Origin of the sequence: Pseudomonas sp. WHRI 8519 (assembly GCF_040224055.2) — a bacterium.
Classification (GTDB): Bacteria; Pseudomonadota; Gammaproteobacteria; order Pseudomonadales; family Pseudomonadaceae; genus Aquipseudomonas; species Aquipseudomonas putida_X.
In genome coordinates, this window is the sequence record NZ_CP167996.1 from 3,752,162 (window position 1) to 3,778,131 (window position 25,970).

Annotated in this window: 26 protein-coding genes and 2 pseudogenes; 24 read left to right on the forward strand and 4 right to left on the reverse strand. The window is 55.7% G+C overall.

The window, feature by feature from the left end:
- Nucleotides 1-313: 313 nt before the first annotated feature.
- The 14 genes from tssB (at nucleotide 314) to ABRP30_RS17280 (ending at nucleotide 17,378) form a co-directional block, all read left to right on the forward strand.
- Nucleotides 314-817 carry a type VI secretion system contractile sheath small subunit gene (gene tssB / locus ABRP30_RS17215; protein ID WP_241805372.1) on the forward strand — a complete coding sequence of 168 codons (504 nt, stop codon included), beginning with the start codon at nucleotides 314-316 and terminating at the stop codon, nucleotides 815-817.
- 17 nt (nucleotides 818-834) lie between these two features.
- Nucleotides 835-2,325, forward strand: coding sequence for a type VI secretion system contractile sheath large subunit (gene tssC, locus ABRP30_RS17220; protein ID WP_349974927.1), 1,491 nt, complete (start codon nucleotides 835-837; stop codon nucleotides 2,323-2,325).
- Nucleotides 2,322-2,732 (forward strand): type VI secretion system baseplate subunit TssE, encoded by a 411-nt coding sequence (tssE, locus tag ABRP30_RS17225; protein WP_241805374.1) that lies wholly within the window; start codon nucleotides 2,322-2,324, stop codon nucleotides 2,730-2,732. Before tssC ends, tssE begins: the two co-directional genes overlap by 4 nt.
- Nucleotides 2,733-2,735: 3 nt before the next feature.
- A complete protein-coding gene (tssF, locus tag ABRP30_RS17230) occupies nucleotides 2,736-4,502 on the forward strand; it encodes a type VI secretion system baseplate subunit TssF (RefSeq protein WP_349974928.1) in 1,767 nt (588 codons plus the stop codon).
- Nucleotides 4,466-5,482, forward strand: coding sequence for a type VI secretion system baseplate subunit TssG (tssG, locus tag ABRP30_RS17235; RefSeq protein ID WP_349974929.1), 1,017 nt, complete (start codon nucleotides 4,466-4,468; stop codon nucleotides 5,480-5,482). Before tssF ends, tssG begins: the two co-directional genes overlap by 37 nt.
- Nucleotides 5,479-6,036 carry an FHA domain-containing protein gene (locus ABRP30_RS17240; protein ID WP_349974930.1) on the forward strand — a complete coding sequence of 186 codons (558 nt, stop codon included), beginning with the start codon at nucleotides 5,479-5,481 and terminating at the stop codon, nucleotides 6,034-6,036. The genes tssG and ABRP30_RS17240 overlap by 4 nt, the downstream gene beginning before the upstream one ends.
- Complete coding sequence (gene tssJ / locus ABRP30_RS17245) at nucleotides 6,033-6,827, forward strand: type VI secretion system lipoprotein TssJ (protein ID WP_349974931.1); 795 nt, start codon at nucleotides 6,033-6,035, stop codon at nucleotides 6,825-6,827. Before ABRP30_RS17240 ends, tssJ begins: the two co-directional genes overlap by 4 nt.
- Nucleotides 6,828-6,879: 52 nt before the next feature.
- Entirely contained in the window at nucleotides 6,880-8,217 is a 1,338-nt protein-coding gene (gene tssK, locus ABRP30_RS17250) for a type VI secretion system baseplate subunit TssK (RefSeq protein ID WP_267817116.1), read from the forward strand.
- A 1-nt stretch (nucleotide 8,218) separates the two neighbouring features.
- Nucleotides 8,219-9,067, forward strand: a complete 849-nt coding sequence (gene icmH / locus ABRP30_RS17255) for a type IVB secretion system protein IcmH/DotU (protein WP_349974932.1) — start codon at nucleotides 8,219-8,221, stop codon at nucleotides 9,065-9,067.
- A 135-nt stretch (nucleotides 9,068-9,202) separates the two neighbouring features.
- On the forward strand, nucleotides 9,203-9,727 hold the full coding sequence (locus ABRP30_RS17260) for an Hcp family type VI secretion system effector (protein ID WP_267817120.1): 525 nt from the start codon (nucleotides 9,203-9,205) through the stop codon (nucleotides 9,725-9,727).
- Between the two features lie 72 nt (nucleotides 9,728-9,799).
- On the forward strand, nucleotides 9,800-11,785 hold the full coding sequence (locus tag ABRP30_RS17265; RefSeq protein WP_349974933.1) for a type VI secretion system tip protein TssI/VgrG: 1,986 nt from the start codon (nucleotides 9,800-9,802) through the stop codon (nucleotides 11,783-11,785).
- 46 nt (nucleotides 11,786-11,831) lie between these two features.
- A complete protein-coding gene (locus ABRP30_RS17270; RefSeq protein ID WP_349974934.1) occupies nucleotides 11,832-12,263 on the forward strand; it encodes a DcrB-related protein in 432 nt (143 codons plus the stop codon).
- 53 nt (nucleotides 12,264-12,316) lie between these two features.
- Nucleotides 12,317-16,939: an RHS repeat-associated core domain-containing protein gene (locus ABRP30_RS17275; RefSeq protein ID WP_349974935.1), complete on the forward strand. Its 4,623-nt coding sequence runs from the start codon at nucleotides 12,317-12,319 to the stop codon at nucleotides 16,937-16,939.
- Nucleotides 16,940-16,943: 4 nt separating this feature from the next.
- Entirely contained in the window at nucleotides 16,944-17,378 is a 435-nt protein-coding gene (locus ABRP30_RS17280) for a hypothetical protein (RefSeq protein ID WP_349974936.1), read from the forward strand.
- Nucleotides 17,379-17,478: 100 nt separating this feature from the next.
- Here ABRP30_RS17280 and ABRP30_RS17285 read toward each other — a convergent pair whose 3' ends face one another.
- Nucleotides 17,479-17,694 carry a hypothetical protein gene (locus ABRP30_RS17285; RefSeq protein ID WP_349974937.1) on the reverse strand — a complete coding sequence of 72 codons (216 nt, stop codon included), beginning with the start codon at nucleotides 17,692-17,694 and terminating at the stop codon, nucleotides 17,479-17,481.
- Between ABRP30_RS17285 and ABRP30_RS17290 the strand changes: the two genes are divergently transcribed.
- The 10 genes and pseudogenes from ABRP30_RS17290 to ABRP30_RS17335 all read left to right on the forward strand — a co-directional run.
- Nucleotides 17,593-18,189 carry an RHS repeat-associated core domain-containing protein gene (locus ABRP30_RS17290; protein WP_349975165.1) on the forward strand — a complete coding sequence of 199 codons (597 nt, stop codon included), beginning with the start codon at nucleotides 17,593-17,595 and terminating at the stop codon, nucleotides 18,187-18,189. The genes ABRP30_RS17285 and ABRP30_RS17290 overlap by 102 nt on opposite strands.
- Before the next feature lie 348 nt (nucleotides 18,190-18,537).
- The gene (locus ABRP30_RS17295) at nucleotides 18,538-18,999 is read left to right on the forward strand and encodes a hypothetical protein (protein ID WP_349974938.1); all 462 of its coding nucleotides are present in this window, start codon (nucleotides 18,538-18,540) and stop codon (nucleotides 18,997-18,999) included.
- Nucleotides 19,000-19,025: 26 nt separating this feature from the next.
- Nucleotides 19,026-19,517 (forward strand): hypothetical protein, encoded by a 492-nt coding sequence (locus tag ABRP30_RS17300; RefSeq protein WP_349974939.1) that lies wholly within the window; start codon nucleotides 19,026-19,028, stop codon nucleotides 19,515-19,517.
- Nucleotides 19,474-19,704 carry an RHS repeat-associated core domain-containing protein gene (locus ABRP30_RS17305; RefSeq protein WP_349974940.1) on the forward strand — a complete coding sequence of 77 codons (231 nt, stop codon included), beginning with the start codon at nucleotides 19,474-19,476 and terminating at the stop codon, nucleotides 19,702-19,704. Before ABRP30_RS17300 ends, ABRP30_RS17305 begins: the two co-directional genes overlap by 44 nt.
- A gap of 39 nt (nucleotides 19,705-19,743) precedes the next feature.
- Nucleotides 19,744-20,022, forward strand: coding sequence for an AHH domain-containing protein (locus ABRP30_RS17310; RefSeq protein WP_349974941.1), 279 nt, complete (start codon nucleotides 19,744-19,746; stop codon nucleotides 20,020-20,022).
- 21 nt (nucleotides 20,023-20,043) lie between these two features.
- Nucleotides 20,044-20,616: a DUF4303 domain-containing protein gene (locus tag ABRP30_RS17315; protein WP_349974942.1), complete on the forward strand. Its 573-nt coding sequence runs from the start codon at nucleotides 20,044-20,046 to the stop codon at nucleotides 20,614-20,616.
- A 214-nt stretch (nucleotides 20,617-20,830) separates the two neighbouring features.
- A pseudogene (locus ABRP30_RS17320) lies at nucleotides 20,831-21,016 on the forward strand (RHS repeat-associated core domain-containing protein); the annotation flags it as partial.
- 35 nt (nucleotides 21,017-21,051) lie between these two features.
- Nucleotides 21,052-21,345 carry a hypothetical protein gene (locus tag ABRP30_RS17325; protein WP_349974943.1) on the forward strand — a complete coding sequence of 98 codons (294 nt, stop codon included), beginning with the start codon at nucleotides 21,052-21,054 and terminating at the stop codon, nucleotides 21,343-21,345.
- A 35-nt stretch (nucleotides 21,346-21,380) separates the two neighbouring features.
- Nucleotides 21,381-21,848 (forward strand): Imm9 family immunity protein, encoded by a 468-nt coding sequence (gene imm9, locus ABRP30_RS17330; protein WP_349974944.1) that lies wholly within the window; start codon nucleotides 21,381-21,383, stop codon nucleotides 21,846-21,848.
- A gap of 117 nt (nucleotides 21,849-21,965) precedes the next feature.
- Nucleotides 21,966-22,067, forward strand: a pseudogene (locus tag ABRP30_RS17335) (RHS repeat domain-containing protein); the annotation flags it as partial.
- Nucleotides 22,068-23,003: 936 nt separating this feature from the next.
- On the opposite strand, the gene ABRP30_RS17340 reads toward ABRP30_RS17335, so the two are convergent.
- From ABRP30_RS17340 to ABRP30_RS17350, 3 genes are read right to left on the reverse strand one after another with little or no spacing between them, the layout of a single operon-like run.
- Nucleotides 23,004-23,270, reverse strand: coding sequence for a LysR family transcriptional regulator (locus ABRP30_RS17340; protein WP_349974945.1), 267 nt, complete (start codon nucleotides 23,268-23,270; stop codon nucleotides 23,004-23,006).
- 15 nt (nucleotides 23,271-23,285) lie between these two features.
- Nucleotides 23,286-24,278, reverse strand: coding sequence for a PDR/VanB family oxidoreductase (locus ABRP30_RS17345; protein ID WP_349974946.1), 993 nt, complete (start codon nucleotides 24,276-24,278; stop codon nucleotides 23,286-23,288).
- A gap of 54 nt (nucleotides 24,279-24,332) precedes the next feature.
- Nucleotides 24,333-25,883, reverse strand: a complete 1,551-nt coding sequence (locus ABRP30_RS17350) for a Rieske 2Fe-2S domain-containing protein (protein WP_349974947.1) — start codon at nucleotides 25,881-25,883, stop codon at nucleotides 24,333-24,335.
- Nucleotides 25,884-25,970 lie beyond the last annotated feature (87 nt).

The window sequence follows — 25,970 nt, forward strand, 5'->3', positions numbered from 1 at the left end:
CACACACTCCTTGATCACCAACGAATCCAAATAACCATCAGGCACTTCTGAATCCGGAAATCGACAACAGCCTAGCTGATAAAATTCCTGTGCGACAAACAAATATTTTTTAACACTTTTGCACTCGACCAAACATGCAAACCGAGCGCATGTTTTTTTTGGGCGCCCCATACAGCCCGCCAGCTTGTTTAAAACACCGTTGTTTTTTTGTTTATACCGCAGACCAACATCAGGGAAATTTCCTACAAAACATACTGACGCACACCACATAACTTTTACGCACGCCCACAATTAACAAGGGAGATATTCGGCGATGGCAAAAGCCACAGGGTCAGTTGCACCTAAAGAACGCATCAACATCAAATATGTACCCGCCACTGGCGATGAACAGGCCGAAGTAGAGCTGCCGCATAAGATGCTGGTGCTTGGTGATTTCGGGTTGAAAGATGCCCGCGCCTTGGAGGACCGCTCGGTCATGCGCATCGATAAACACTCCTTCAACAATGTGTTGAACGATGCCGATGTCAACCTGGTGATGTCCGTGCCCTCCGTGCTCAGCACGGCCCCCGACGCAGAGCTCGCGGTCAGCCTGCGGTTCAAGTCCATCAACGATTTCGGGCCCGACAGCATCGCGCGACAGGTACCGGAGCTGAACAAGCTGCTGGAGCTTCGCGAAGCGTTGGTCGCCCTGAAAGGCCCCCTGGGCAACGTGCCCACGTTCCGCAAGCAACTGCAGCACCTGCTGAATGACGAGCAAGCGCGCAAACAGCTGGCCCAGGAACTGGACTTGGTGCTTGAAGCGCCGAAAGAAGACTGAGACAACGGAGCGTCCCTATGCCAAAGCAAAACAACACGACTGTCGCGGTTGAAACAACGACCGAAACGCTGAGCAACGCTACCCTGCTCGACCAGATCATGGCGGAAACCAAATTGGTTCCCAGCCAAGAGGGTTATCAAGTCGCTCGCCAAGGCGTGTCTGCCTTTATTACCGAAATCCTTAAAAGTCATGACCCAGATCAACTCATCAACAAACACCGGGTCGATCAGATGATTGCGGAGCTGGATCGAGTACTCAGCAAGCAGATGGATGCCATCCTGCATGAACCCGAGTTCCAGCAACTTGAATCCGCCTGGCGAAGCCTCAAGCTTTTAGTCGACCGAACAGACTTTCGCGAGAACATCAAGCTTGAAGTTTTGCACGTCAGCAAAGGTGATCTGCTCGACGACTTCGAGAACTCAGCCGACATCACCTGCAGTGGCATCTACAAACATGTCTACACCGCAGGTTATGGCCAGTTTGGCGGTGAACCGATTGCCGCGATGGTCGGCAACTACAACTTCGGCCCCTCCTCTCCAGATATCAAACTGCTGAGTTACATGGCCTCGGTGGGCGCCATGGCACACGCCCCTTTTCTCGCAGCGCCGTCTCCTGAGTTCTTCAATCTCAGCAGCTTCGAAGAGCTGCCAAACCTCAAGGAGGTCAAGGACATTTTCGCCGGCCCACGGCATGCCAAGTGGCGTGCCTTCCGTGAAAGCGAGGATGCCCGGCATGTTGGGCTGACCGGCCCACGCTTCATGCTCCGCTCGGCCTACCATCCGCAGGAAAATCCGGTCCAGAGCTATCACTACCGCGAGGACATCGACGGACAGCACGACAATTACCTGTGGGGCAACTCCGCCTTTCTGCTGGCCAGTTGCATCAACGACAGCTTCGCCCGCTACCGCTGGTGCCCGAACATCATCGGCCCACAATCGGGTGGCGCAGTCGAGGACCTGCCGGTGCACCTGTATGAGGCCTTAGGCCAGCTTCAGGCCAAGATCCCTACCGAAGTGTTGATTTCCGACCGCAAGGAATTCGAGCTGGCCGAAGAAGGCTTCATCGCCCTGACCATGCGCAAGGACAGCGACAACGCCGCGTTCTTCTCAGCCAACTCGGTACAAAAACCAAAGAACTTCCCCAAGACCCCGGAAGGCCTGCAAGCGCAGACCAACTACAAGCTCGGCACCCAGCTGCCCTACCTGTTCATCGTCAACCGGCTGGCTCACTACATCAAGGTGCTGCAACGCGAACAGATCGGCAGCTGGAAAGAGCGCAAGGACCTTGAGTCCGAGCTGAACAAATGGATCAAGCAATACGTCGCCGACCAGGAAAACCCGTCTGCCGATGTGCGCAGCCGTCGCCCGTTGCGCGCTGCAAAGGTCGAAGTTTCGGACGTTGCCGGTGAACCGGGTTGGTACCAGGTTTCTCTCGCCGTACGACCGCACTTCAAGTACATGGGAGCGAACTTCGAAATCTCCCTGGTTGGCCGGCTTGATACCCAATGAGTGGATTTTTCGATGACTTGGTGACGAACCCGTTCGCAGGCCGGGCGCTGTCCAGGCAAGAAAACGCTACCCAGAAGTTCGCCGCCATCAAGCGCCACCTCGAAACGTTGCTCAACGCTCGCCAGGGTTGCTCACAAAGCAGCCCTGAGCTGGGCCTGCATGACTTCAACCGGCACGACGCAAGCAGCGGCGACCTCCTGAAGCAAGTGAGCGCAGACATCCGCCGCACCATTGAGCGCTTCGAGCCGCGCGTGCACGTGCGAACGCTCAAGGCAGTACCCGATTGTCATGCCCCCTTGGAACTGCATTTCCGGCTGGACTGCCACGTGCAGGTCAACAACCACACCGAGCAGCTGCAACTGGAGCTGCTGGTCAACGGCCATAACCGCCACACCCGCGTGAGGTGACCAATGTCACTCAAGGATCGATTCAGCGAAGAGTTGCGTTATCTCCATGAACTGGGGAACGATTTCGCTCAGGACAACCCACAACTTGCCCGGCTGCTCGGCAAGGGTGGTAGCGACCCGGATGTCGAACGCCTGATGGAAGCCTTTGCCTTCCTGACCGCCAAGCTCCGGTTGAAGCTGGAGGACGAGCTGCCGGAGCTGACGCACCCGATGCTGCAGTTGCTTTGGCCCAACTACCTGCGGCCTCTGCCGAGCGCCACGATCATCCAGTTCACCCCACGCAAGCAAGCGCTCAGCCAGTCGCAGCGTATTCCCAAGGGCTCGCGGTTGTTCTCCAAACCCGTGGATGGCGTGCACTGCGAGTTTCGGACCTGTACGGCGGTGGACATCCATCCGTTCGAGATCGACGCGGTCAGTGCTACGCAGACACTTGACAGTTCGGTGCTTCGGCTCGACCTGCGAACCTTGGTCGATCGGCCGTTGAACACCTTGGGCTGCGCCAGTCTCGATTTTCATTTGAGCGGTGATACGCAAACGGCCCGCACCCTCTATCTGTGGATTGCTCACTACCTCAAACATGTCGCGGTGACAGTCGACGGCGAGGTCCGCCGGCTGCCGGCCAGCAGCATCGTCCTACCAGGGTTCAGCCCGGACGAAGCCTTGCTGCCCTACCCACCGAACGTGTTCGACGGCTACCGGATTTTGCAGGAGTACTTCATCTTTCCCGAGCGTTTCCACTTTTTCAGCGTTGCCGGCCTGGAGAAGGTCTGGCCCGCTGAGGCGGCTCAGGAGGTCTGCCTTGAATTTCACTTCACCCGGCAGTTGCCTGATTCGCTGCGGGTCGGCAGGGCAGACTTCAGCCTGTTCTGCACCCCCGCGGTAAACCTGTTCAGCCACAGCGCCGAGCCCATCGACCTGTCCCAACGGTTCGCCCAGGCTGAGCTTACGCCCCGAGGTGAGGAGCGCCACGCGTATGAAATATTCAGCGTCGATCGGGTCATCAGCACCCGCACGACAACAGACGGCAGCGCCGGCGAACACCTGCGAACCTTCCGAGCCTTCGAGTCGTTCGCCCATGAAATCGAGCACGTGCAGGGGCGCACAGCGCTGTATTACCGCTACATCATGGAACCGTCCCTGCGGGACGATAGCGTCACCCACCGTATCGCATTCGTACGCGCAGACGCCAACGCCTACATCGGCGAGCTGGAAACAGCCTCCATCGACCTGACCTGCACCAACCGAGATCTGCCGCGGGCGTTGGCTGTCGACGACATCAATGTGATTTCCGAGATCACGCCTCCCCTGGCCACCTACACCAACCTCTGTGCTCCAAGCCGGCCCTGTCGGCCGGTGCTGGACGGCCAGTTGCAATGGGCCCTGATCTCCAACATGTCGCTGAACTACCTGTCGCTGCTCTCGGCCGAGCCGTTGAAAGCGGTCATCAATGCCTACGACTTCGCCGCCCTGCATGACATCCAGCAAACCCGTACCACCCGCAAACGCCTGGACGGCATCCACGATGTGCACACAGCCCCCCTGGACTGGCTGATCAAGGGCCAGCCCATTCGCGGCCTGCGTACACGGCTGAAACTGGACCAAAGCGCATTCCTCTGCGAAGGCGACCTGTATCTGTTCGGTTGCGTGCTCGCGCACTTCTTCGCCCTGTACGCCAGCATCAATTCCTTCCACCAACTGGAAGTGATCAACACCACCAACAACGAGCACTACACATGGCCAATCCAGACCGGCAAGCAACCGCTGATCTAGCCGACAAACTGCTCGCCGAGGCGCACCAGTACAACTTCTTCCAGTTGCTGGAGCGCCTGCACGGTTTGCACGGGGACAACCTGGAACCACGCTGGCCCGACCCGGCCACGCGGCGGCGCGTGCGGCTTGCGAGCGACCCGCGGCTGACCTTTCCGGTGGCCGACGTGTACAAGGCCGAACGCATGCCAGACGCAGGAGACCGCTATCGCGTGTGCACCACCTTCATGGGGTTGCACGGCACTGACTCGCCCTTGCCAACCTATTACTTGGAAGAAGTGTCGTACGAGCATGCCCACGGCATCGGTGTGCGGCCAGCCTTCTTCGACTTTTTCAATCACTACCTGCTGAGCCTGTTGCACCGCATCTGGCGCAAGTACCGCTATTACATCCGCTTCCAGCCGGGTGCTACCGATGGCTTCTCGCAGTACATCTTTGCCCTGCTCGGGTTGAACGACAAACAGCTGCGCGGCCACACCGCCCTGCCCTGGAGCCGGCTGCTCAGCTTCGCCGGGGTCATTGCCAGCCGCAGCCGTGCACCGGGTACCGTTGCCGGCATCATTGCCCACTGTTTCGACTTGCAGCAGGTGCAGATCCGCGAATTCGAAACGCGCTCGGTCCTCACTGAGGCCAAGCAGCTGGTACGCCTTGGCCGCAGCAACGGCGAGCTTGGCAACTCCTTCTTGGTCGGCAGCCGCACGCGAACCCGCAGCAGCAAGTTCACCATCGTGATCAGCGAGCTGGACCAGGAACAGTTGCGTGACTTTTTGCCCAGCGGCCTCAATTTCAATCGCTTGCGTGCACTGATCGATTTCCTGTTGCGCGACGGGCTGGCCTATGACTTGGAGCTGCGGATAAAGCGCAACGCGCTGTCATCCTTCTGCCTGCACCGTAGCCAAGGCGCCTACCTGGGCTGGACCAGCTTTGTCGATGACCGCCACGGCCAGATCAGCCCTGTGGTGCGGTTCCGGGGGCGCTCATGAGCACATTGACCTTGAGCATCACCAACCTTGATCAGCTGCACCACAACGTCACCGCCCGCCATCAGTTCGACTGCGCGGGCGGCACCATCGGCAGCGCCGGCTGCACCTGGTTTATCAATGATCGTGAGCAGACCGTTGCACCGGTCCATTGCGAGATTCGCTGGATCGAGGGCAGCTTCTGCGTCATCGACCGCTGTCAGCGTACCTACCTGAATGACAGCCGCGAGAACTTGGGGCCACTCGCCCCCAGGCGTCTGGTTGAGGGTGACCAACTGGGGGTTGGTGCCTATCGCCTGCACGTTCAATTTTCACAGGCCGATTCACATTCCCTGGAGGAGTTGTTCAGTTCTAAACAGAACCTCCTTGACCGCTGGTTGCTAGAGGCCCCAGGCACCGCCTGGCAAACCGATTCAGGCGCCGCGCAGGTTGCCGCCGATATCTGCTCGGCCTTCGCGCCAGGTATCGGCAACGACCCCTTGACGGCGCTGGATACAGCGACAAGCCCAGCCAACGAGCCCCCGCTGGACCATTTGATTGCAGGAGATCGCCCATGATGCGTCATTCACTCGTGGCCGGCCTGCTGGTTGCGCTGCTCGGATTTTCGGGGTGCACCTCCCTGGGCAAAATCGGCCAAGTGGTGATGGACCCCTCGGTACCCGTCGGGCCACCCAATGAACACCCCACTCAAGTCGCGTTCAGCATCAATGCCAGCCCAACACTCAATGGCAATCCGCACAGCCTTGAAGTGATATCCGAGTTGGAGCCTGTGATCGAGCCCAGCCCATATGCCGTTAGCCTGAGCGCCGGTGACCCTTACGTGCTGACCGAAAAAGTCGGGGCCTTGCATGAGTACCTGCAGGAACACTTCCCCGCCCTGTCGCCCGTCGACATGCCACTGGACGATGGCGACGATCCAGCGCGCTCCCCCCTGGAAGAAAGTACCCCCGGCAGCTACGAGGATCCGACCGTAGCCCTGACCTTGCCTCGCACCACCACCGTGGCTGCCGAACCCATCGCTACGCCCATGGCCATCAAAATCCTGCAACTTCGCGACGACTCGCTCATCCGCAACAGCGTGTACGAACTGCTGGACAAGGACCCTGCCAAGGCGCTGCGAAGCACCTACATACGCGATGACGATTACCTGCTGCGGCCAGGCCAGTTCAAGTTCATCCCCTTTACGCCCATCGAGCCGGAGACACGCTTCGTTGCGGTGATCGCCGACTACCGGAACCAGGAAAACGCCACTTGGAGCCAGGTACTGCGCATTGCGCCCCGTGGCCACCAGATCATCTTGTCGGTATTGCTCAACGACACGCAGGTCCTGCTCAAGGAGGAGGACTGATGGTGCCTGCAGCCGTGCATTTATCGCTTACTCACGCTGACATGGAGCGCTCATGAGTTCACGTAACCCCGTCCTGTGGCCTGAGGGCCTGTTCGTCAAACCGCAGCATTTCCAACAGGCTTGCCGTGCCGCCGAAGCGGCGTTGCATCAACGTCTTGGTAGCCTGAACGCCGCCTTCTACGGCTTCAGCGAGCTGCAGTTGAACGATGAATACCTGAGCCTGGGCAAGGTCGCCATCACCCGTGCACGAGGCATCATGCCGGACGGCACAGTGTTCGATATCCCCGCAGACCTGCCACCACCCCCACCGCTGGAAATCGAGGACGACGGCGCCAACGACAGCGAGATCTACCTGTGCCTGCCGCTGCGTACCGAAGGTGGCCGGGAGGTGAGCTGGCCCGACAATGCCGCCAACTTCCGTTACCGTGCCCACGCAGAGGAAATCAAGGACACCCACAGCGCCGACGGAGACTTGGTGCAAGTCGACCTGGCGGTGCCGAATCTACAGCTCAAACGCAAGGCTGAAGACAGCAGCGCTTATACACGGTTGGCTTTGGCCCGCATTCTGGAACGCCGCCCCGATGGCAGCCTGCAGCTGGATGAGGGGTTCTACCCCACCAGCGTTTCGGTGCGTGCGGTGCCAGCGCTGCAGCGTTTCCTTGAAGAAATCACCAACTCCCTTCGCGAACGTGCGCGCAGCCTGGCCGCCCGCATTGGCGCCTCAGGGCAGTCCGGTATCGCCGATATTCGCGACTTCAACCTGCTGCAGGCCATGAACCGCTGGTGGCCGTGCTTCCAGCATCTGGCTCGGCAAGGGCAGACCCACCCCGAGCAGCTCTACCTGTGCATGAGCCAGGCCTGCGGTGAGTTCGTGACCTTTACCGACGAGAGCCGGCTGCCGCAGGAATATCCCGCCTATCACCATACTGCGCTACGCACCTCCTTCAAGCCGCTGGAAGAGACGCTACGCCGGGCACTGAGCACAGTCTTGCAACCACGCGCCGTTTCGCTGCCATTGGAGACGCTGGAGTACGGCGTTTTGACAGCCGCGTTGGAGGACCGCCGACTGATCGATGGGGCCACGTTCATCCTTGCGGTGCGCGCCGATCTGCCACCCCAGGCGTTGCGCCAGATGTTCATCCAGAAAGCCAAGATCACTTCACTCGAGGCACTGGAGGAGTTGGTGCAGTTGCAACTGCCCGGCATTCCCTTGAACACCTTGCCGGTGGCGCCTCGCGACCTGCCCTTCCATGCAGGCTTCAGCTACTTCGAACTGGATCGACGTGCCCCTGCGTGGACGTGCATGAAAACAGCCAATGGCTTCGGGATTCATATTGCAGGGGACTTCCCTGGGCTAGAGCTGCAGTTCTGGGCGATTAGGAGTGAATGAAATGAAAAATGACACTCACAACAGTCAGGATCACGATAAAAAGTTCTTCGGGGCGATAGAGAATGCTGATAGCGGGGTGAATACATCGCCTGCCGATGCCAAATCAGAAGCACAGGCCCAGCCTGCTTCTGAAGGCTACCCCGCCGACCCGGAATTTCAACTGCGCGGTGGTTACGTAAACCTGATGCTGGACGCCGCCGCCCCCTTGTTTGGCCTGGTGATACGCCTGCGCACCTTGGATGCGTTGCCCAACATCCAGGAGGTGCACCAGCAGGTAAGCAACACGATCGTCAATATTCGCGAGGAGCTACGCCAGCACGGCTACGAGCCCGCTCAGTTGCTGGCGTACTCCTACGGCCTTTGCCTGTTCATCGATGAAGCGGTCATGGAAAGGCCCTGGGGTAAAAACAGTTGCTGGAGCCAGAAACCGCTGCTGAGCATCTTCCATGACGAAACCTGGGGTGGGGAGAAATTCTTCACCGTGCTGTCGCGCTTGATGCAGGAACCCAAGCGCTACCAGGACGTGTTGGAGTTCATGTACTTCGTGCTGTGCCTTGGCCTGAAGGGCAAATACGCCATCGCGCCGAAAGGCGAAGAGTCACTGAACGGGCTTATTCACCAGCTCCACGGGATCATCCGGGAACTGCGCGGCCCCGTGCCGGAATCGGTCTGCGACCCCTACACCAACGTGGCCCCGCGCAACTTCCGCATGAACCGGCAATGGCCGTGGTGGAGCCCGTTAGTGATTTCCGCGATCGCCATGGCGGTGGCCTACGGCATCTACAGCTACCGGCTGCACTTGATAACCACCGAAGTGCTGGAGTCGCTCAACAGCATTTTGCAGCAGTAAACAGCCGACAACCGACGCAACTGAATTCAACGGATTGACGAGGCGATTTGCTTCGTTGACAAGCCCATCACTCTCGATGGCCACGCCGCCTTTGGCACGCGTGTTTTTATCCACATAGATGCAGGAGTCATTGTTATGCCAACACCCGCTTACATTTCTATCGAAGGTATAAGCCAAGGAAACATCACTAAGGATGCCTTTACTGCCGACTCGGTGGGCAACGTTTATGTTGAAGGTCACGAGAATCAAATTCTGGTACAGGAAGTCAGTCACCGCATCACCGTGCCCACCGACCCTCAAAGCGGTCAACCGGCAGGACAGCGTGTTCATGGTCCACTGGTGTTTACATGCGCTCTCAACAAAGCCGTACCGCTACTTTACAGCGCTCTGTCCACTGGTGAGATGCTGCCAAATGTCGAGCTCAGCTGGTATCGCACTTCTATAGAGGGCAAGCAAGAACGCTTCTTCACGACCAAGTTGACCGATGCCGTAATCACCGATATCGACTTGACGATGCCGCACATTCAAAACCAGCAGAACAAAGACTTCACACAGTTCTTCAAAGTTTCAATGTCTTATCGCGGTATTGAATGGGAACACATTACAGCCAGCACTGCGGGTTCGGACGACTGGCGTAAACCAATAGAAACAGAAGTTTAATTTAACACTGCAGCAACCGGGCAGGCTTACTGCCCGGACTGTGACGTGTAGGCCAGCGAAATAGGATTTCAAATGCCTCGCCAATCTGACTTGCGTTACAGCTTCCAGCCTCTAATTGGCAAAGCTGAATTCGAAGTGGTGTCATTCGAGCTTCGAGAAGGGATCAGCATACCCTTCGAGTTGGACCTGAAATTGGTCAGTTTTGAAAACGATATCGACTTCGGCCACCTGCTCGACCAACCCGTGCTCTTCACCCTCTGGGAAGGCGAACGCCCAGTGCGCTACGTGCACGGCCTGGTCAGCCGTTTCAGCCAGGCGGAAAGTGGCTTCTATCGCACCTACTATGACGCACTGATCGAGCCCCAGCTGGCCCGTGCCAACCTGCGTTCGAACTGGCGCATCTTCCAGCAGAAGACCGTGCCGCAGATTCTTGAATTGATGCTCCAGCGCCAGGGCATCAACCAATACCAACTGCGCGCCAGCATGGACCATCAGGTCCGCGAATTCTGCGTCCAGGCCGGTGAGACGGACTTGGCATTCATCGCCCGCCTGGCGGCCGAAGAGGGCTTCGTCTACCGCTTCGCGCACAGTGAAAAGCTGCACAAACTGATCATCACCGATCGGCTGCAGTCCCTGGGCCAGATCAGCCATGGCGCCATCAAAACCGACGATGAAGATGAAGGGTTCTACGATGACGACGAGCCTATAGACCCTAACCGCGTGCTGTACCACACCAACAGCGGTGGTGACCAAACCAAACCCTGCCTGCGCCGCTTGCGCTACAGCGAGCAGGTGCGTACTGCTCGCCAAGTGCAGCGCGACTACACCTTTACCAACCCGGCCTACCGCCAGGAGCACAGAGCCGCCGGGCCCTTCCTGGAGCATCAGTCCAGAGAGTACGAATACTTCGATTACCCAGGCCGCTATAAACGCGATGCCGTGGGCAAACCTTTCACTGAAAACCGCATCACTGCGCTGCGCCATGATGTCCGTATTGCCGAGGTCCAGGGCGATGACGTGCGCCTGCAACCGGGCCTGAGTTTCACCCTCACCGGTCACCCACGTGACGATCTCAATACGCATTGGCGGGTGAACACCGTAATCCATAGAGGCCACCAGTTCACCAGCCTGCAGGAAGAAGCCGCCGGCGCCGATGCAAGCACGCGCTACGAGCAGACCGCAGTGCTGGTCCCCGGCAGAACCGAGTGGCGCCCTGCCCCATTGGCAAAACCGCGAATCGACGGACCGCACATGGCCACCGTCGTCGGCCCACCGGGCGAAGAAATCTACTGCGATGAATGGGGCCGGGTAAAAGTCAGTTTCCCCTGGGACCGCGAAAGCCAGAACAACGAGTTCAGTTCGTGCTGGCTGCGAGTATCTCAAGGCTGGGCGGGTGGCAGTTGGGGCTCGATGGCCATCCCTCGGATCGGCCAGGACGTGATCGTGCAGTACGTCAACGGAGACCCCGACCAGCCGATGATAACCGGGCGCACCTACTGCGGTGATCAGCTGCCGCCTTATGACCTGCCCGATCACAAGACGCGGATGACCATCAAGAGCCAGACACATAAGGGCGATGGTTTCAATGAGCTGCGTTTCGAGGATGAACTGGGCAAAGAGGAAGTGTTCATCCATGCCCAGAGAGATCAGAACACCTTGGTCAATAACAACCAGTCCCTCTCGGTGGGCATCGATCGCACCCAACAGATTGGCCAGGACGAATCGGTCGCCATTGGCCGCAATCGTCTGCGCACCGTGAAGGCCAACGACACCCTGAAAGTGGGGGGTGGCAAAAACGACCTCATCGCAGGCGACTACGAAGTCGAAGCGGGCAACACGCTACGCCTCAAGTGCGGGAAGACCCTTATCGAAATGCATGCCAATGGCACGCTGAACATCACATGCGAGACCTTCAACTTCACCGCACAGCAGACCGGGCAAATCAACACCCTGGCGGCAAAGCTGGACCTCAACCCAACGGGCGGTTCGCCAGGCGCGGTAGCAAACGGGCGCGACAGCAGCTCACTCAAGGCCGACGTGGATGGGCATTTCGAATAGCGCTGGCACAGCCACCCTGCACTGAACTCAAAAAGGACTACCTGAGATGACCCAATTCCTGACGCACGATGTAATCCTCAATCTGGGTGATGAAATCCCCGAAGACTTGACACTGAACATGCTGCGCTTTGCCAGCAGACAAACCACGTTGGTAATAGCGCGCAGCGCAGTTGCAGACAACAAGACTCTGGATGAGGCCTTGGAGGACCAACTAACAATATTACGGATACAGTCAAAGGCGATGACTATCACGCCCACGCAAGTGACTCGCCTTGGAAGAAATGAGCATGCCGTGGAAGGCCGGGAAATAGCTATCCAGTTCATGGTCGGCGACAAGCCCAATTACCAGCTCCAGGCGGCCTGCCTGATCCCCGGACAGCAACGGATGTTGGTGCTCAACTACAGCAAACCCGGACCTTTGAGCGACGACGACATCAACCACTGGCGCGCCATCAAAGCCGAGCTCCGATTTGCCTGAGCCCCTTCGCGGCCCAGGACAAAGACTTTCGGATAGCTAGGAGCTTGAAGCCAATGGCACAGACCGTTCATGCCGCCCGAATGGGTGATGCAATTCTTCATCCATCGCTTGCCGCTGAAATGATCAGCGCAGTTGCCGAAGCTGTTATTTACGCAGCGGCCACCGCAGCCGTCGCCGCAGCCATCAGCTTGGCCGTAGTTGGCACCGTAGCCACTGGCGGTGCGGCTGGATTCGCCATCGCCGCAGTCGCGGGTGTAGCAGTCGGTGCAATGAGCACCCTTACCGTCGGCGAAGACCAGACTGTCGGCGATGCCATTTCCAGCTTTTGCGACAGCCTTGGTAACAGCGTGGACGCCCCCGATCCCTACGGAAAAATCGAGAGTGGGTCGGGCAATGTTTTCATTAACAGCGAGCCCGCTGCTCGCGCGGCCGGCACCACCGGCCCACCTGGAGGCGGCGCAGCCGATGCTGATCAGGAGCCCTCCATCCTGGAGAACGTTGGTTCCATGGCCATGGCTGCGGTGCCTTATCTGGTCCCGTTTATGGGGCTGGGCATGGCGATACGTGACATCTTCAACCCGCCAGTGACCACGCCGGCCGACCCAGGCTCAGAATCCAAGGAAGAGGACAAAATCACCTGTTCCCGCCACACGCCCCTGCCCGAGAATTTCATTGCGCAGGGCTCTGATAGCGTATTTATCAACGGCCAACCCGCCGCACGCTCAGGGGACAAGACCACCTGCGATGCCAAGATTGATGTGAATGAAAACGTATCACCCAATGTACGCATTGGTGGCGGTACGGCGACGGTCAGGGACATTCGCAACGGCAAGAGCAAAATTGCGATGTTTACCGGGATTATTGCGGGGATGCTCGTTGCACGGAGAATCAGGCTGCCCCGTAGACGCCCCACAACCTCACCGGTACCAAGACCGAAATCCAAAGTCTGCCCATATAAGGGTAGCCCCGTGCTCGTTTCTGCAGGGAGCAAGGTCCTTGTAGGGGCCGAGGACGTTGACTTCAGTCTTCCCGGCTTGCTGGGTATTGAATGGTCACGAAGCTACGACAGCAATGATCGACGTCCCGATGGACTGTTAGGCATGGGATGGAGCGTACCGTATGAGGTTGAGCTCATACGTGTGCCACATCCTCATGGGGGTGAACTGTGGATTTACATTGACGAGGAAGGTAACCGACTGGAACTGGGACGCCTTAGTGTTGGTGACGCTTTCGTCAGTGTCGTGGACGGCTTGGCCTTCTTTCAGCTGGAGGACGGTCAGACCGTTGTCGAAGATATCAATGAAGGGCTTTATCGGCTCTTCGATACCGACCCGCTGAACCCGAAACGCTCACGGCTGATCAGGCTCGGCGACCGTAATCTCAATCGCATAGACCTGCTGTACGACGAGCAAGGGCGCTTGAAAGGGCTCTACGACAAGTACGGCCAAACGGTCGTGCAGCTTCATTATGGCGCCAGGCATCCCCAGCGTGTCAGTGAGATATCGCGGGTGTTCTTGAAGAACGGTGGAACACCGACTGTAGAACGCAGCGAACTGCTGGTTAGCTATCGCTACACCGCCAGCGGGCAATTGCACGAGGTACTGGATGCGACGGAGCAACGGATCCGCCGCTTCACTTACACGCCCGAGGGCTACCTCAATAGTCATCAACTGGCTAGCGGTGCTGTCCGTGAATACGAATGGGCCCGCTTCGACACTCCGGCAAAGCGCCCTACTCCCAGGCGCTTAGACGGTACGCCCTACCGCTTGCCACCACTGCTCGAACCCCAACCCGATCACGAGTGGCGGGTGGTTCGACACTGGGGCAGCGATGGAGAAGAGTACCGGTTCGAGTACAACCTGGAAGCCGGTGAAACCCTCGTCACGGACAATCTCGGCCGCCGTGATCACTACTATTGGGGGCCATTGTACGAGGTCTATAAACACATCGATCCACTCGGCAATTGCTGGCAAGAAGAGACTGTCGCCGGCCAACTGCTGAAAAGCATCGACCCTCTAGGAGGCGAATGGCGCTACAGCTACGACGATATCGGTCGCTTGATTGAAACCCGCGATCCCCTCGGCCGCAGCGAGCACATCAAGTACTTGCGCCACTGGGCATTGCCGGTCCAGGTTACCGATACAGCCGGGCGGACTCAGCAATACGGCTACGACAAACACGGCAATCTGCTTTGGCAGCAAGACCCGCTGGGCCGCAAAACACAGTATCAGTACAACCCAGAAGGCCGCGTTACCCAGATCACTGATGCCCTCGAAAAGATCAAGTACCTGACTTGGAACACTTGCGGTCAGTTGCTCAGCTACCGCGACTGCAGCAATGCCCAGGCGCTGTATCACTACGACGCCCATGGCCGCTTGCGCGAAAGCATCAATGCCCGCGGTGAACACGCCCACTTTCGCTACGACGCACGTGGTTATCTGGTAGAAAGCGAACGCCCGGACGGTCGCATCGATCGCTATGAAATTGATGTTGCTGGCCAACTGACGCGCTACACCGACCCTGCGCAAAAGAGCCTGCAGTTCCGCTACGACCGCAGCGGCCGGTTGGTCGAGCGCACGGATGCCATGGGTTACAGCGTGAAGTTCCGCTACGACGCCTATGGTCGGCTACTGCAACTGACCAATGAGAACAACGAGTCATATCGCTTCGGTTGGGATGAATTGGACCGGTTGGTCGCGCAACAGGACCTGGATGGCAGCGGCCGCGTCTATGCCTACAACGTGCTGGATGAGGTCACTCACCTTACCTATGTGCCCTCGCCTGAAGAACAGCCGCCGCTGTCCGACAACGCTCCGCCGACTCGGACGATCCCCATACGCCATGACTTCGAGCGTGACGCAATCGGCCGTCTTATCAGCAAACGCACTGAAGATGGCACCACCGACTACCGCTACGACGCCGCCGACAACCTGCTTTCCATCACCTTCACGGACAACAAAGGTGAAAAACAGCAACTCGACTACAGCTACGATGCCAACGGGCAATTGCTCAGCGAAACCAACAGCGCTGGCCTGCTGCAGTACCGCTATGACGAACTGGGCAATCTGCAGACCCTGGTCCTGCCCGACCAGCGCGAACTCAACCACCTGTACTACGGCAGCGGGCACCTGCACCAGATCAACCTCAACGGCCGGGTCATCAGTGATTTCGAGCGCGACGCGGTGCATGACGAAGTCCTGCGCACTCAAGGCAAGCTGGTCACGCGCACGCACTACGACAGCAGCGGTCGCCTGAGCGGCAAGGCCATCCATTACCGCGACGCCTCTGTTGACGTGCTGCCGCTGTTGGACAAGGCCTATCGCTACGATGCCAGCGACAACCTGGTTGCCGAGGTACTGACCCAGACCCAGCGCCGTGGCATGACCAACGCTGCCAACGATGAGAGCGCGCATCTCGAACGGATCATCGGGTGCTTCAATGACCTGCCACACACCGGCAAGAGCTACTCGGGACGCAACCGTTACGGCTACGACCTCAACGAGCAACTCCAAACCGTCCAACAGTCACGCCCCCACTGGCAAGCCACGCAGGTCGAGGATTTCAAGTATGACAAGGCCGGCAATCTGTTCGACGGGCCAAAGCTCAATGGCCTGATCAAGCACAACCGGGTGTTGGTGTATCAGGACAAGCGCTACCGCTATGACCGCTTTGGGCGGTTGTGCGAGAAGCGTATCGGCAGCAACTGGGTGCAGTTTTTCGAGTATGACGCCGAGCAGCGGCTGGTATGCGTGGAGCAGTACCGCAGTGGCGAGCGGGAGCGTGTGGTGTTTGCCTATGACCCCTTGGGGCGGCGGATTAGCAAGGAGGTTTATCAGAGGGACTATCCAGAGCCGCGTCGGCGGGTGTTGTTCCACTGGCAAGGGCTGCGCTTGTTGCAAGAGGTACAGAGCGGGCTGGCCAGCTTGTACGTGTATGCCAATCTGGATAGCTATGAACCGCTGGCTCGTGTCGACGGCAAATCGGGCAGTGAGGCGATTCACTACTTCCATACCACACTGGCTGGGCTGCCGCAGCAACTGACTGATTCTGCTGGCAATTCAACTTGGGGAAGTGACCACAAGGGCTGGGGCGGAAAATATGATGAATGGCACACTAAGAGCGAAGCGCGTGAACAGAACATAAGCTTTCAGGGTCAATACCTTGACCGGGAAACCGGACTGCACTACAACTTCTCCAGGTTCTATGATCCGGAGGTGGGGCAGTTTACGCAGACTGATCCGATAGGCTTGGTAGGCGGGTTAAATTTTTACAAATATGCGCCGAATCCGATTACTTGGATAGACCCGCTAGGGTTGTCCGTCGAGTGGATAAGCCCTGACGAGATCAATTTTTCTCAAAGAACTATTGCAAAAAATGATTATGCCGAAATCATGAAATCCGGCCGCTGGAATTGGAATCAGTCACCACTGCATGTCGCGAGTTTTAATGGTCAGCTAGTTAGCTATGACAACAGACGTCTCGATGCGGCGTTAGAAGCAAAGCTCGAAAAAGTCAAGATCGTCATAGTGGATCTCAATTCACCATACCCACATTCAACCACTGGCAAGACATGGCTTCAGAAATTTCAGCAAAGATTCAGCGATCCTAGAAACGTTAGAAATGGTGGAGCAGTCCCTGATACGGGACTTAGCAATCGCCCAACACATTGTGGATAAACGTATGAAAAACATCATAACGAAATTGTGGGAACAGGAGCTACTTCCAATAAAGGATGCCATCTACTTATCCACCGGAGAGTCTTACTCGTGTAAAATTGCCACTTACCCATCGCCTAGTATAAAAATCGGAGAAAAATTCAGCCTGGAAGACTTTCATGCAAAACATAAACACGATGTTTGCCACCTTGATATTTTCAAGGAAATCCCACTTACTAATGGAGGCTATTGCTGCGTAGGTGAGGGAAGCTACGGATCCGAGGGATTTATTGCTTACCTGGACAAAGACAAAAAACTTATCTGGGTAATTTATTCAGAGTCATCAAACCCTTTCATAGACGTCACCCAAGTCAACGACGAAACAATAAGCGCTAGGTCCACCACAGACATTAAAATTACCATTAACCTGAAAAATCCTCAAACCCTTAAATTAATTTAACAGCAATGCGACCAAGACGGGATTACTCTTCTGCAAAAAACGCTTATAATACGTACAGCAAGAGCAAAATGGTTTATCTAGTATTTCGTCGCTACCCCGCCTAAAACTCGTAAGGCACCACGACTCGCCAGCCCATTTTGGGAAATGTATAAAATACCCCAAACGAACGATCGTCATCCGTCATGACTTCGAGCGTGACGCAATCGGCCGTCTTATCAGCAAGCGCACTGAAGATTGCACCACCGACTACCGCTACGACGCCGCCGAAAACCCGCTGTCCATCACCTTCGCGGACAACAAAGGTGAAAAACAGCAACTCGACTACACCTACGATGGGTTTCTCAGAAGGATTACCCAGAGCCGCACCGGCGGGTGTTATTCCACTGGCAAGGGCTTCGGCTTTTGCAGGAGATACAGAGCGGGCTGGTCAGCTTGTATATTTATGCCACACCGGACAGCTATGAACCGCTGGCACGGATCGATGGGTCGGGAGGTGGTTCAGTACTTTCATACCAACCTAGCCGGGTTGCCCGAGCAACTGACTGATGCGGAAGGCAAGGCAATTTGGTGTACTGATTATGAGGGCTGGGGGAAGACGCGAGATGAGTGGCACAGTCCACGTCAGGCCAGAAAACAAAACCTGCGATATCAAGGTCAGTATATTGACAGAGAAATAAGCCTAAATTACAACACCTTCAGGTTCTACGACTTTACCACTGGTCACTTTATTCAATCAGACCCCATTAAACTGGAGGGCGGGTTAAATTATATGCGTATGGACCGAACCCTCTTGCATGGATCAACCCTCTAGGATTGTTTTGTGATGTCGCCAAAACTCAAAATGGAGCAGAGCACGTCAAAGTATTAATAGGCCCGGCCTTAGAGATCATTTCGAAAAGCATGGATCACAAGTTGGAGCAAACACCGTAAAGAATATGATTTCAGTGCAAGAACCACAATACAGAATGGCAGAAAATTCACCTACAGGGACCGGTATACTAACAAGCCAAGAGTGGGCTATTATGATCCTGACAGTGGATTATTTACTGCAACCAGCCAAACAGGAAAAGGCCCTATTATTTTAACTCACTTCCCTGAATCATGGCCAAACTTAAGGCGCCTACCAGGATTCAGCACAGCAAATTAGAGGTCTCAAACCATGTCCCCTGAGCAAAAGATTATGACCAGCATTAGAAAAGGTTATCGAAGACCTCATGACATTGAAATACTGGCCAGCGAAATTTACACCTGGCTTTGCAGCAACAAATTAGCAGACAGGGAAATTGTAACGGAATTTGTCTCAAGCGTTGATAACTCTAAATTCCCCGACGTCATTAAACTAACCTTCGAATACCTAAAGCGCCTGTCCACGTATAAAGGGGATCTATTATACGAGGAGAGCGAAAAAATAGGCCATTTATTTGAATCCATAAACATCATGACAATACTCGGCCTCCACCATGAGGACAACATAATCAAGGAGTCTGACGACTTAGTAATTAAGGCTTTGGAAAGCAAACGAATTACCAACCTACCCGAACAAATAAACACCAACAAACCATGGTGGAGCAGAGTGTCAGCCAAGCATCTCAAAGCTGACAGTCCCAACAAAAAACTCTGAACAACTTTGTTATATCCCACGCTGCATTGGCGTACTTAACCCATCAGAATCTACCTGTCCAACAGTCACGCCCCCACTGGCAAGCCAAGCAGGTCGAGGATTTCAAATACGACAAGGCCGGCAATCTGTTCGACGGGCCCAAGCTCAATGTCCTGATCAATCACAACCGGGTGTTGGTGTATCAGGACAAGCGCTACCGCTATGACCGCTTTGGGCGGCTGTGCGAGAAGCGTATCGGCAGCAACTCGGTGCAGTATTTCGAGTATGACGCCGAGCAGCGGCTGGTTTGCGTGGAGCAGTACCGCAGTGGGGAACGGGAGCGTGTGGCGTTTGCCTATGACCCGTTGGGGCGGCGGATCAGCAAGGAGGTTTATCAGAGGGACTATTCAGAGCCGCGTCGGCGGGTGTTGTGCCACTGGCAAGGGTTACGCCTGCTGCAAGAAGTACAGAACGGGTTGGCCAGCTTGTACGCGTATGCCAACCCGGATAGCGCCCTACAACACATTCAGGTTTTTTGATCCGGATGTGGGGCGGTTTACCCAGCCGGACCCTATTGAATTAGCGGGGGAAGAAAATCTATACGAATATTCGCCTAATCCGTTAGCTTGGACTGACCCGCTCGGGTTAGCTAGCTTTGGAAATACTGGTGGCGACAAAACCAACTCTGGAAACGCTAAAGAACTTGATCGAAATCTGGGCCTTTAGGGAAGACCTGTTGGGCCTGGCCAAGCCGCTGGCCATATCGTGGGCTCAAAGGGAAGTCAGAGGCAGTGGGCCTCTTCAATTGAGTCCCGAAAAGTCCTCTTCACTTATGGAATCCATATCAATGATGCTGCAAATCGAATTCCTATAGGCCATCCTCGCCCCCACAACGCAATGTATACAAGGTCATTCCATGATAATCTTCGGGATAGACTGACATCACTTGTAGAGCAAATGCGAGACACCAATCACGGAAAAAACGCTATACGCACCGCACTAAGGCGAGAGCTTCGCAAAGTTGGAGCACGCACATTAAGCTAAGGAAAAATAATTGGAGACCAAATGAGCACCATATCAACGGAACCATTAGCCGATGAAATCATGAAAGCCACCCACATGGCACTAATGGAACTATTTTCCACAAACGAACACTTTTACTATTGCTCACTAATTACAACAGGGGAGGCACTTCCACCACTTATATCCGCTTGGTCATATGAAGCCCTAGAGCGCTTTGCAAAAGACAACAAATACGAGGATGATGACAAAGAACTAATAAAATGGTCATATGCAGAATCCCCATATTTGGATTTTGGATCAAGACATTTCGATAAGGTTAGAAAACTGTTCGAGCAACGCCCCCCAATGGATCAAACGAGATCAGAAATGGAATGGCAGCATGAGTTTGACTGCCGAATCGAAGCAATGGAAACCGCGATCAGGAAACTTGATCAGCTTGGCATTTTTGGGATGGATGAGGACAGGGACAAGATAGTAATTAACGTGGAGGTTATGCCACCTGATTACAGCAATACACAAAGAGCAATCCGGCTAAACCCCATTAGCGCCCTCTCAGAATGGTTACTCGAGGCAGCTGAGCCACCACCAAGCACATCAACAACAGGAGAAAATTGAACTGCGGATTATTAATGGTCATTGTGAATCCTCTCAGGCTGGTGATCCAAGCCGCCATCATTACGGTTCCCACGACGTTGCGTTTTTCTCATCATCGCTTCCTATACAGCTTGGAAAAGTCCGGGCCCGAGTCGTTATTCCACTGGCAAGGGCTTCGGCTTTTGCAAGAGGTGCAGAGCGGTTTGGTCAGCATGTACGTTTATGCCAGTATGGAGAGCAGAACCTACGGTATCAAGGGCAGAGTCTTGATCGAGAAACGGGACTGCACTACAACACTTTTAGATTTTATGATCCAGATATAGCTCGGTTTATACAGACAGATCCGATAGGACTAGCGGGCGGCACAAACCTATACTTATACGCATCAAACGGCCTCACTTGGATCGATCCATGGGGGTGGAATAAGAACAGTCACAGCTCTATCGGGGACTGGTATTGTACGACGTAATCGACCCGGTGGGTGGTCATGCCAAAACTGGCATCGGCAATGCAGAGGATGTCATGGCTAATGAGGCAAATAGAAGAGCTCATGCAAGCGCAAGGAAAGTGCGAAAAGACCCTACCTTCGAGAAGGCATACGCGAAAATCATCAGCACGCACCAAAGCATCACCAATGGCGAAATGAAAAAAATTGAAGCAGAAAGAGTTCGCACCCTTAGAAATCAGGGGCTTGCGTCACCAAACAACAAAGAGCGAGATAACCGCTACAATCCTAAACCGTGCCCTTAGTTGAACCAAAATCTGAACAACCCCAGAGGACAACCATGCGAAACTCGATAAAATGCATTATCTCCAATGAGGTACCATGCATTAACGATTTAATCAACATCAAGGACATTACTGACCGAACCAATCAATACATAGCAAAAATGCGACCAACCATAAACATCGAACAGCTTAATGGGTGGAACATTTTAATCTCCGCAACCATTAGAACCACTGATAAGATTGGCATTTACAAGCGCACAACAAGATACCCATCTGATAACGAATTTGAAATCTCAATCTCTATACCAGCCCCAAGCCTTGATAACGCATCATATGGCCTACCCCCAAAGGAGCTCGGTTACTTACTAGCTATAGACGAGAAAAAATTTATAGCAATTACACCTCAATACTCAAATTACACAAGCCTTGACGAGTTCATCACAGACAGCATCGAACTAGCAATACGAAAAACATTTGAAACAGGCGTAACATGTCACGCCGTCAAAATTCAATTTGAGGAATAAGGTTAAAATCAGTTTTGCCACCCGACCCGGCACCTCGAGTACGGCAAGATCTTCGTCATCGATAGCCTTGGCCAACACCCTTCGTTGTTATTGGAGGGCGATGTTCGAGGTGTCCAAATGCATCGCCCTTTCGGCGATTGCTGGCAAGAGGAGACCGTCGCCGGCCAACTGCTGAAAAGCATCGACCCACTAGGAGGCGAATGGCGCTACAGCTACGATGATATCGGCCGCCTGATTGAAACCCGAGATCCCCTCGGCCGCAGCGAACACATCAAATACTTGCGACACTGGGCATTGCCGGTCCGGGTCACCGATACAGCCGGACGCACTCAGCAATATGGCTACGACAAACACGACATAGCGTTCCAACCGACTCTAGTTGCTCGCCAGGTACTGCATCGCCTTACCCCGCACGCTGGGGCTGGCCATGCTCTTTTCGATCAACTGGGTAGGCTTGTCGGCTGTGACCGGCGCGGGTTCACAACGATCCACAGCCGTAGACCTTGCGCACATGTTTGAGCACACGTCAGCAGAGGCTGGGCGCAGCTGATGTCCCTGGTTTGGCCGTGGCTTTGACTGAAACGAAAAAAGACGCCGAAGCGTCTTTTTTCGATGACTTACAGACTTCGATCGAACTCTGTAGATCTATAACTGGAGCGGGAAACGAGACTCGCATCGGGCTTGCGAGCTGTTGAAAGCAAAGGGTTTTCATACAATTTCGAAACGGGAATAGCCAGGATTCTGGACTCATTTTCTCCTGCTTGCAATGCCCGTTGAACCGGCGCCCGACGCTTTAGCAGCTGGCGCGTTGGAGAAAGAAACAGCAATGCCTACCTTACTCTAATCGGGCACCGGCGATTGCTTGATAGCGCCAAGTCACAACCCATTGTTTTAGTAGGAGGCAACATATGCACGCAACCCTGAAGCGGGGTCGGTTTCCAGCGCAGGTAGTGCTTGCTGCGGTTAGCGCCTGAGCTCCTGCACTAAACCGCCGATTGGGGGCTTCATCACGCTTCGCCTCTGCATACCTGATCTGCTTGCGTATTCATATGGACATTCAGGCAGCGGCGCTTAGCCGCTCGGCTCCCAAGTTGTCACTACGCAAAAAAATGCCCCGATAGGCACATCACCGGGGCCAAGTTCCATATGCAACCTCTAACTTCGGTAGACCGCTTTCAATTCGGCCCTCAGCGATCCCACCGCCTCAACGATGATACGTGCCGTTGACAATACCTTTGCCCCCTTTGGGCTGAGCAGCATCCGCCGTGACGCAGTCACGAAAAGCTCCACGCCTAGTTCCGCCTCCAACGCGTTCAGATGCTTGGTGACGGCAGGCTGGCCAATCCCGAGTCTCGTTGCTGCAGCGCTCACAGTGCCAAGTTCAGAAGTTGCCAGACAGCTCTCCAGCTTCTTCACGTTCATACGCTTCACCCGGTGTCACAGATCGAGCACGATGAGCTTGGACTTTGCTCGCGACACGCAAGTGGTCAAACAGCTCCCCTTCTCCGAATCGTCCAGTATGTAGTCTTGGTGATCGACTTCACCTTCCAAGTAACGGATCTTACAGGTGCCACATAGCCCTGATTGGCAGGATGTCTCGACCGGATATCCCGCATCCTGAAGCACTTGCGCAAGGTTCTCGTGCGCTTGAACGACGACTTCTTCACCAGTGCTCGCGATTCGCGCCACGAAGGAGCCGTCGCCTTGTTCCGGGCTCGGCGCTTCGGGGCCTTTCACTGGTGCTTTGAAATGTTCGAAATGAACGGTTCCTTTAGGCCAATGCGCAGCAGCTTCCTTGCAGGCATTCATGAAGCCGGCAGGCCCGCAGTAGTAGACGTGACAACCGTCGCTGGCGTCCTTCAGTAGTGCATTCAAATCCAGGCGTTTGGAGGGATCCACACCATCAAAGTGCAGAATGACTTTTCCTTCGCCGATCAGCTCTTCCATCTCTTCCGAGAAGGCCGCGAACTCGGGGCCTCTGCAGCAGTAATGAAGCTCATACTCCTGCCTGGCCAACTCAAGTGCGTGCATCATGGACTTCATCGGGGTTACGCCGATGCCACCGGCAAGCAGGATCGTCTTGCGAGCATCTTTGCTCAGCATGAAATTGTTGCGCGGCACACTGACCCTCACGGTCTCGCCTACCCGCAACTCATGCACGGCCATCGATCCGCCTGTGCCTTTCTCGTCCCGCAGCACCCCAATGACATAGCGGTGGGGCTCGGCTGGCGAGTTGCTTAACGAATACTGCCTCACCATTCCATTAGGCAGGTGAATGTCGATGTGTGATCCTGCCGTGAATGGCGGCAATGCACCACCTTTCGGGTCTACGAGTTCGTAGGAGTTGATCCCCTGCGCTTCGCGGGTAACGCGACGTATCAACAGTTCCAGCAATACTGGGTTGGGATTTGCTAAAGATGTCATCGTCATCACCTCTCACCAAGGCACGGGAGCCCTGGGTAGCCCAGGGCCCGCGCTTTTTTCTTATTGTTCTTTGAAGTTCTGTTCCAGTTGCTCGAACCGGGCCGTGACGAAGTCCGCCCGCTCTTGGCCTTTGAGCTTGTCTGCTTCGGTGAGGATGGCCACCGCTTCTCTTGCGAGCTTGCGACGGTTGATGACCTCCTGCTCTGGCGTCGCAGCCTTCGGCATATTGAACACGTTGCCGGTGCAGTAGCTGTTCGGCTCCCCGCCCATGTCACGCAGCCACTGAGCGAAGCCGGCAGCTGCTGCTTGCGGGTTGGTACCACGAATACCGTCGCGAAGCATTTTGCGGAACGCATACAGGCCGGCGTCGAACTTGGTCGGGTTCTCCAGCGAGTGCACCGCGATTGGACGTTGGCTGATGATGGCCTCGTAATCGCCTGGAGCGTATTGAGCTTCCTTGTAGTTGTGGCGCTCGCGGTGATTCGACGGGATCGGTGGGATGTCATCGATTTTGTATTTGCCGAAGCGCTCTGGCCGGCGCATCGCAACCTGGCCTTCCAGGAAGTCGATGGTCTCGTAACCGACCATGCTCTTGTCACCGACACCACGGGTGTCAATACCTGGGCCCATGACGCGCCAACCGATCATCTTGGAGTTCTCGTCATCCACAGGGACAGTCCAGCGGACGATGTGGAAGCGGCTGAACAGCTTCTTCGCCGAACCGTCCTCCGACGTGTAGGCATGCAGGCTGAGGTTCGGCAGCACCTGGTGCTGAATACGCAGGAACATGCGGTCGTCGTTCACGCGACGAGCGCCGGCACAGGCCAGACTACGACCCTGGTGAACCGGGATGAATTGCATGTCCGGAGCGACTTCCATTGAGGCGGCGCCGACTTCGTCGAAGGTGGTGCCCTGGAACTGACCGCCCACAACGTTCTTCGCGGAGTGCAGTGCAGTCGGGTGGAAGTTGTCCGCCGCGTTGTCTTGCACCTGCAGCCAGTTGCAGTGCTGGAAGTTGCTGTACGGAACCAGCTCGTCGCCTTCCATCACAGTGAAATTCTGCTCCCATTCTGGGAACGGCGGCTCTTCATCAGGCGGGCCCATGTAGGCGAACACCAACCCGTGACGCTCGAACGCCTTATAGGCGCCTTGGCGGATAGAGCAGGCGTACTTCTCGCCTTCCTTTTCCTCGCCTGCAGGGAATGGGACATGAAGGCAGGCACCATCCACGTCGAAGACCATACCGTGATAGCAGCACTTGATGCCCTTCTCCTGAATGGCACCGTACTCCAGCGAAGCACCACGGTGGCAGCAGTGGGCATGCAGCACACCTACTTGGCCGCTGCCGTCACGGAACGCCACCAGCTCTTCGCCCATGATCTTCAGGAAGCGAGGCGTATCGGTGAGCTCCAACGACATGCAGACCGGGTGCCAGAAGCGACGCAGGTACTCGCCAGCCGGCGTACCGGGGCCGGTTTCGGTCAGTTCTGGGTCGTGGTTCGGGGTGTTGTTGGTGTAGTAGCCACCGTAGGCGATCAGCTTTTTGGGAACGGCAGCGCCGTTGCCGCCTGCACCACGTTGGTCATCATGCTTATCGAATTTCTCAGTCATTTTTCATTGCCTCAGGCTTATTGTTAGATACGGGATACGGTATTCGTACTCTGTATACATATTGTTCGAACGCAATGTTTCTACGGG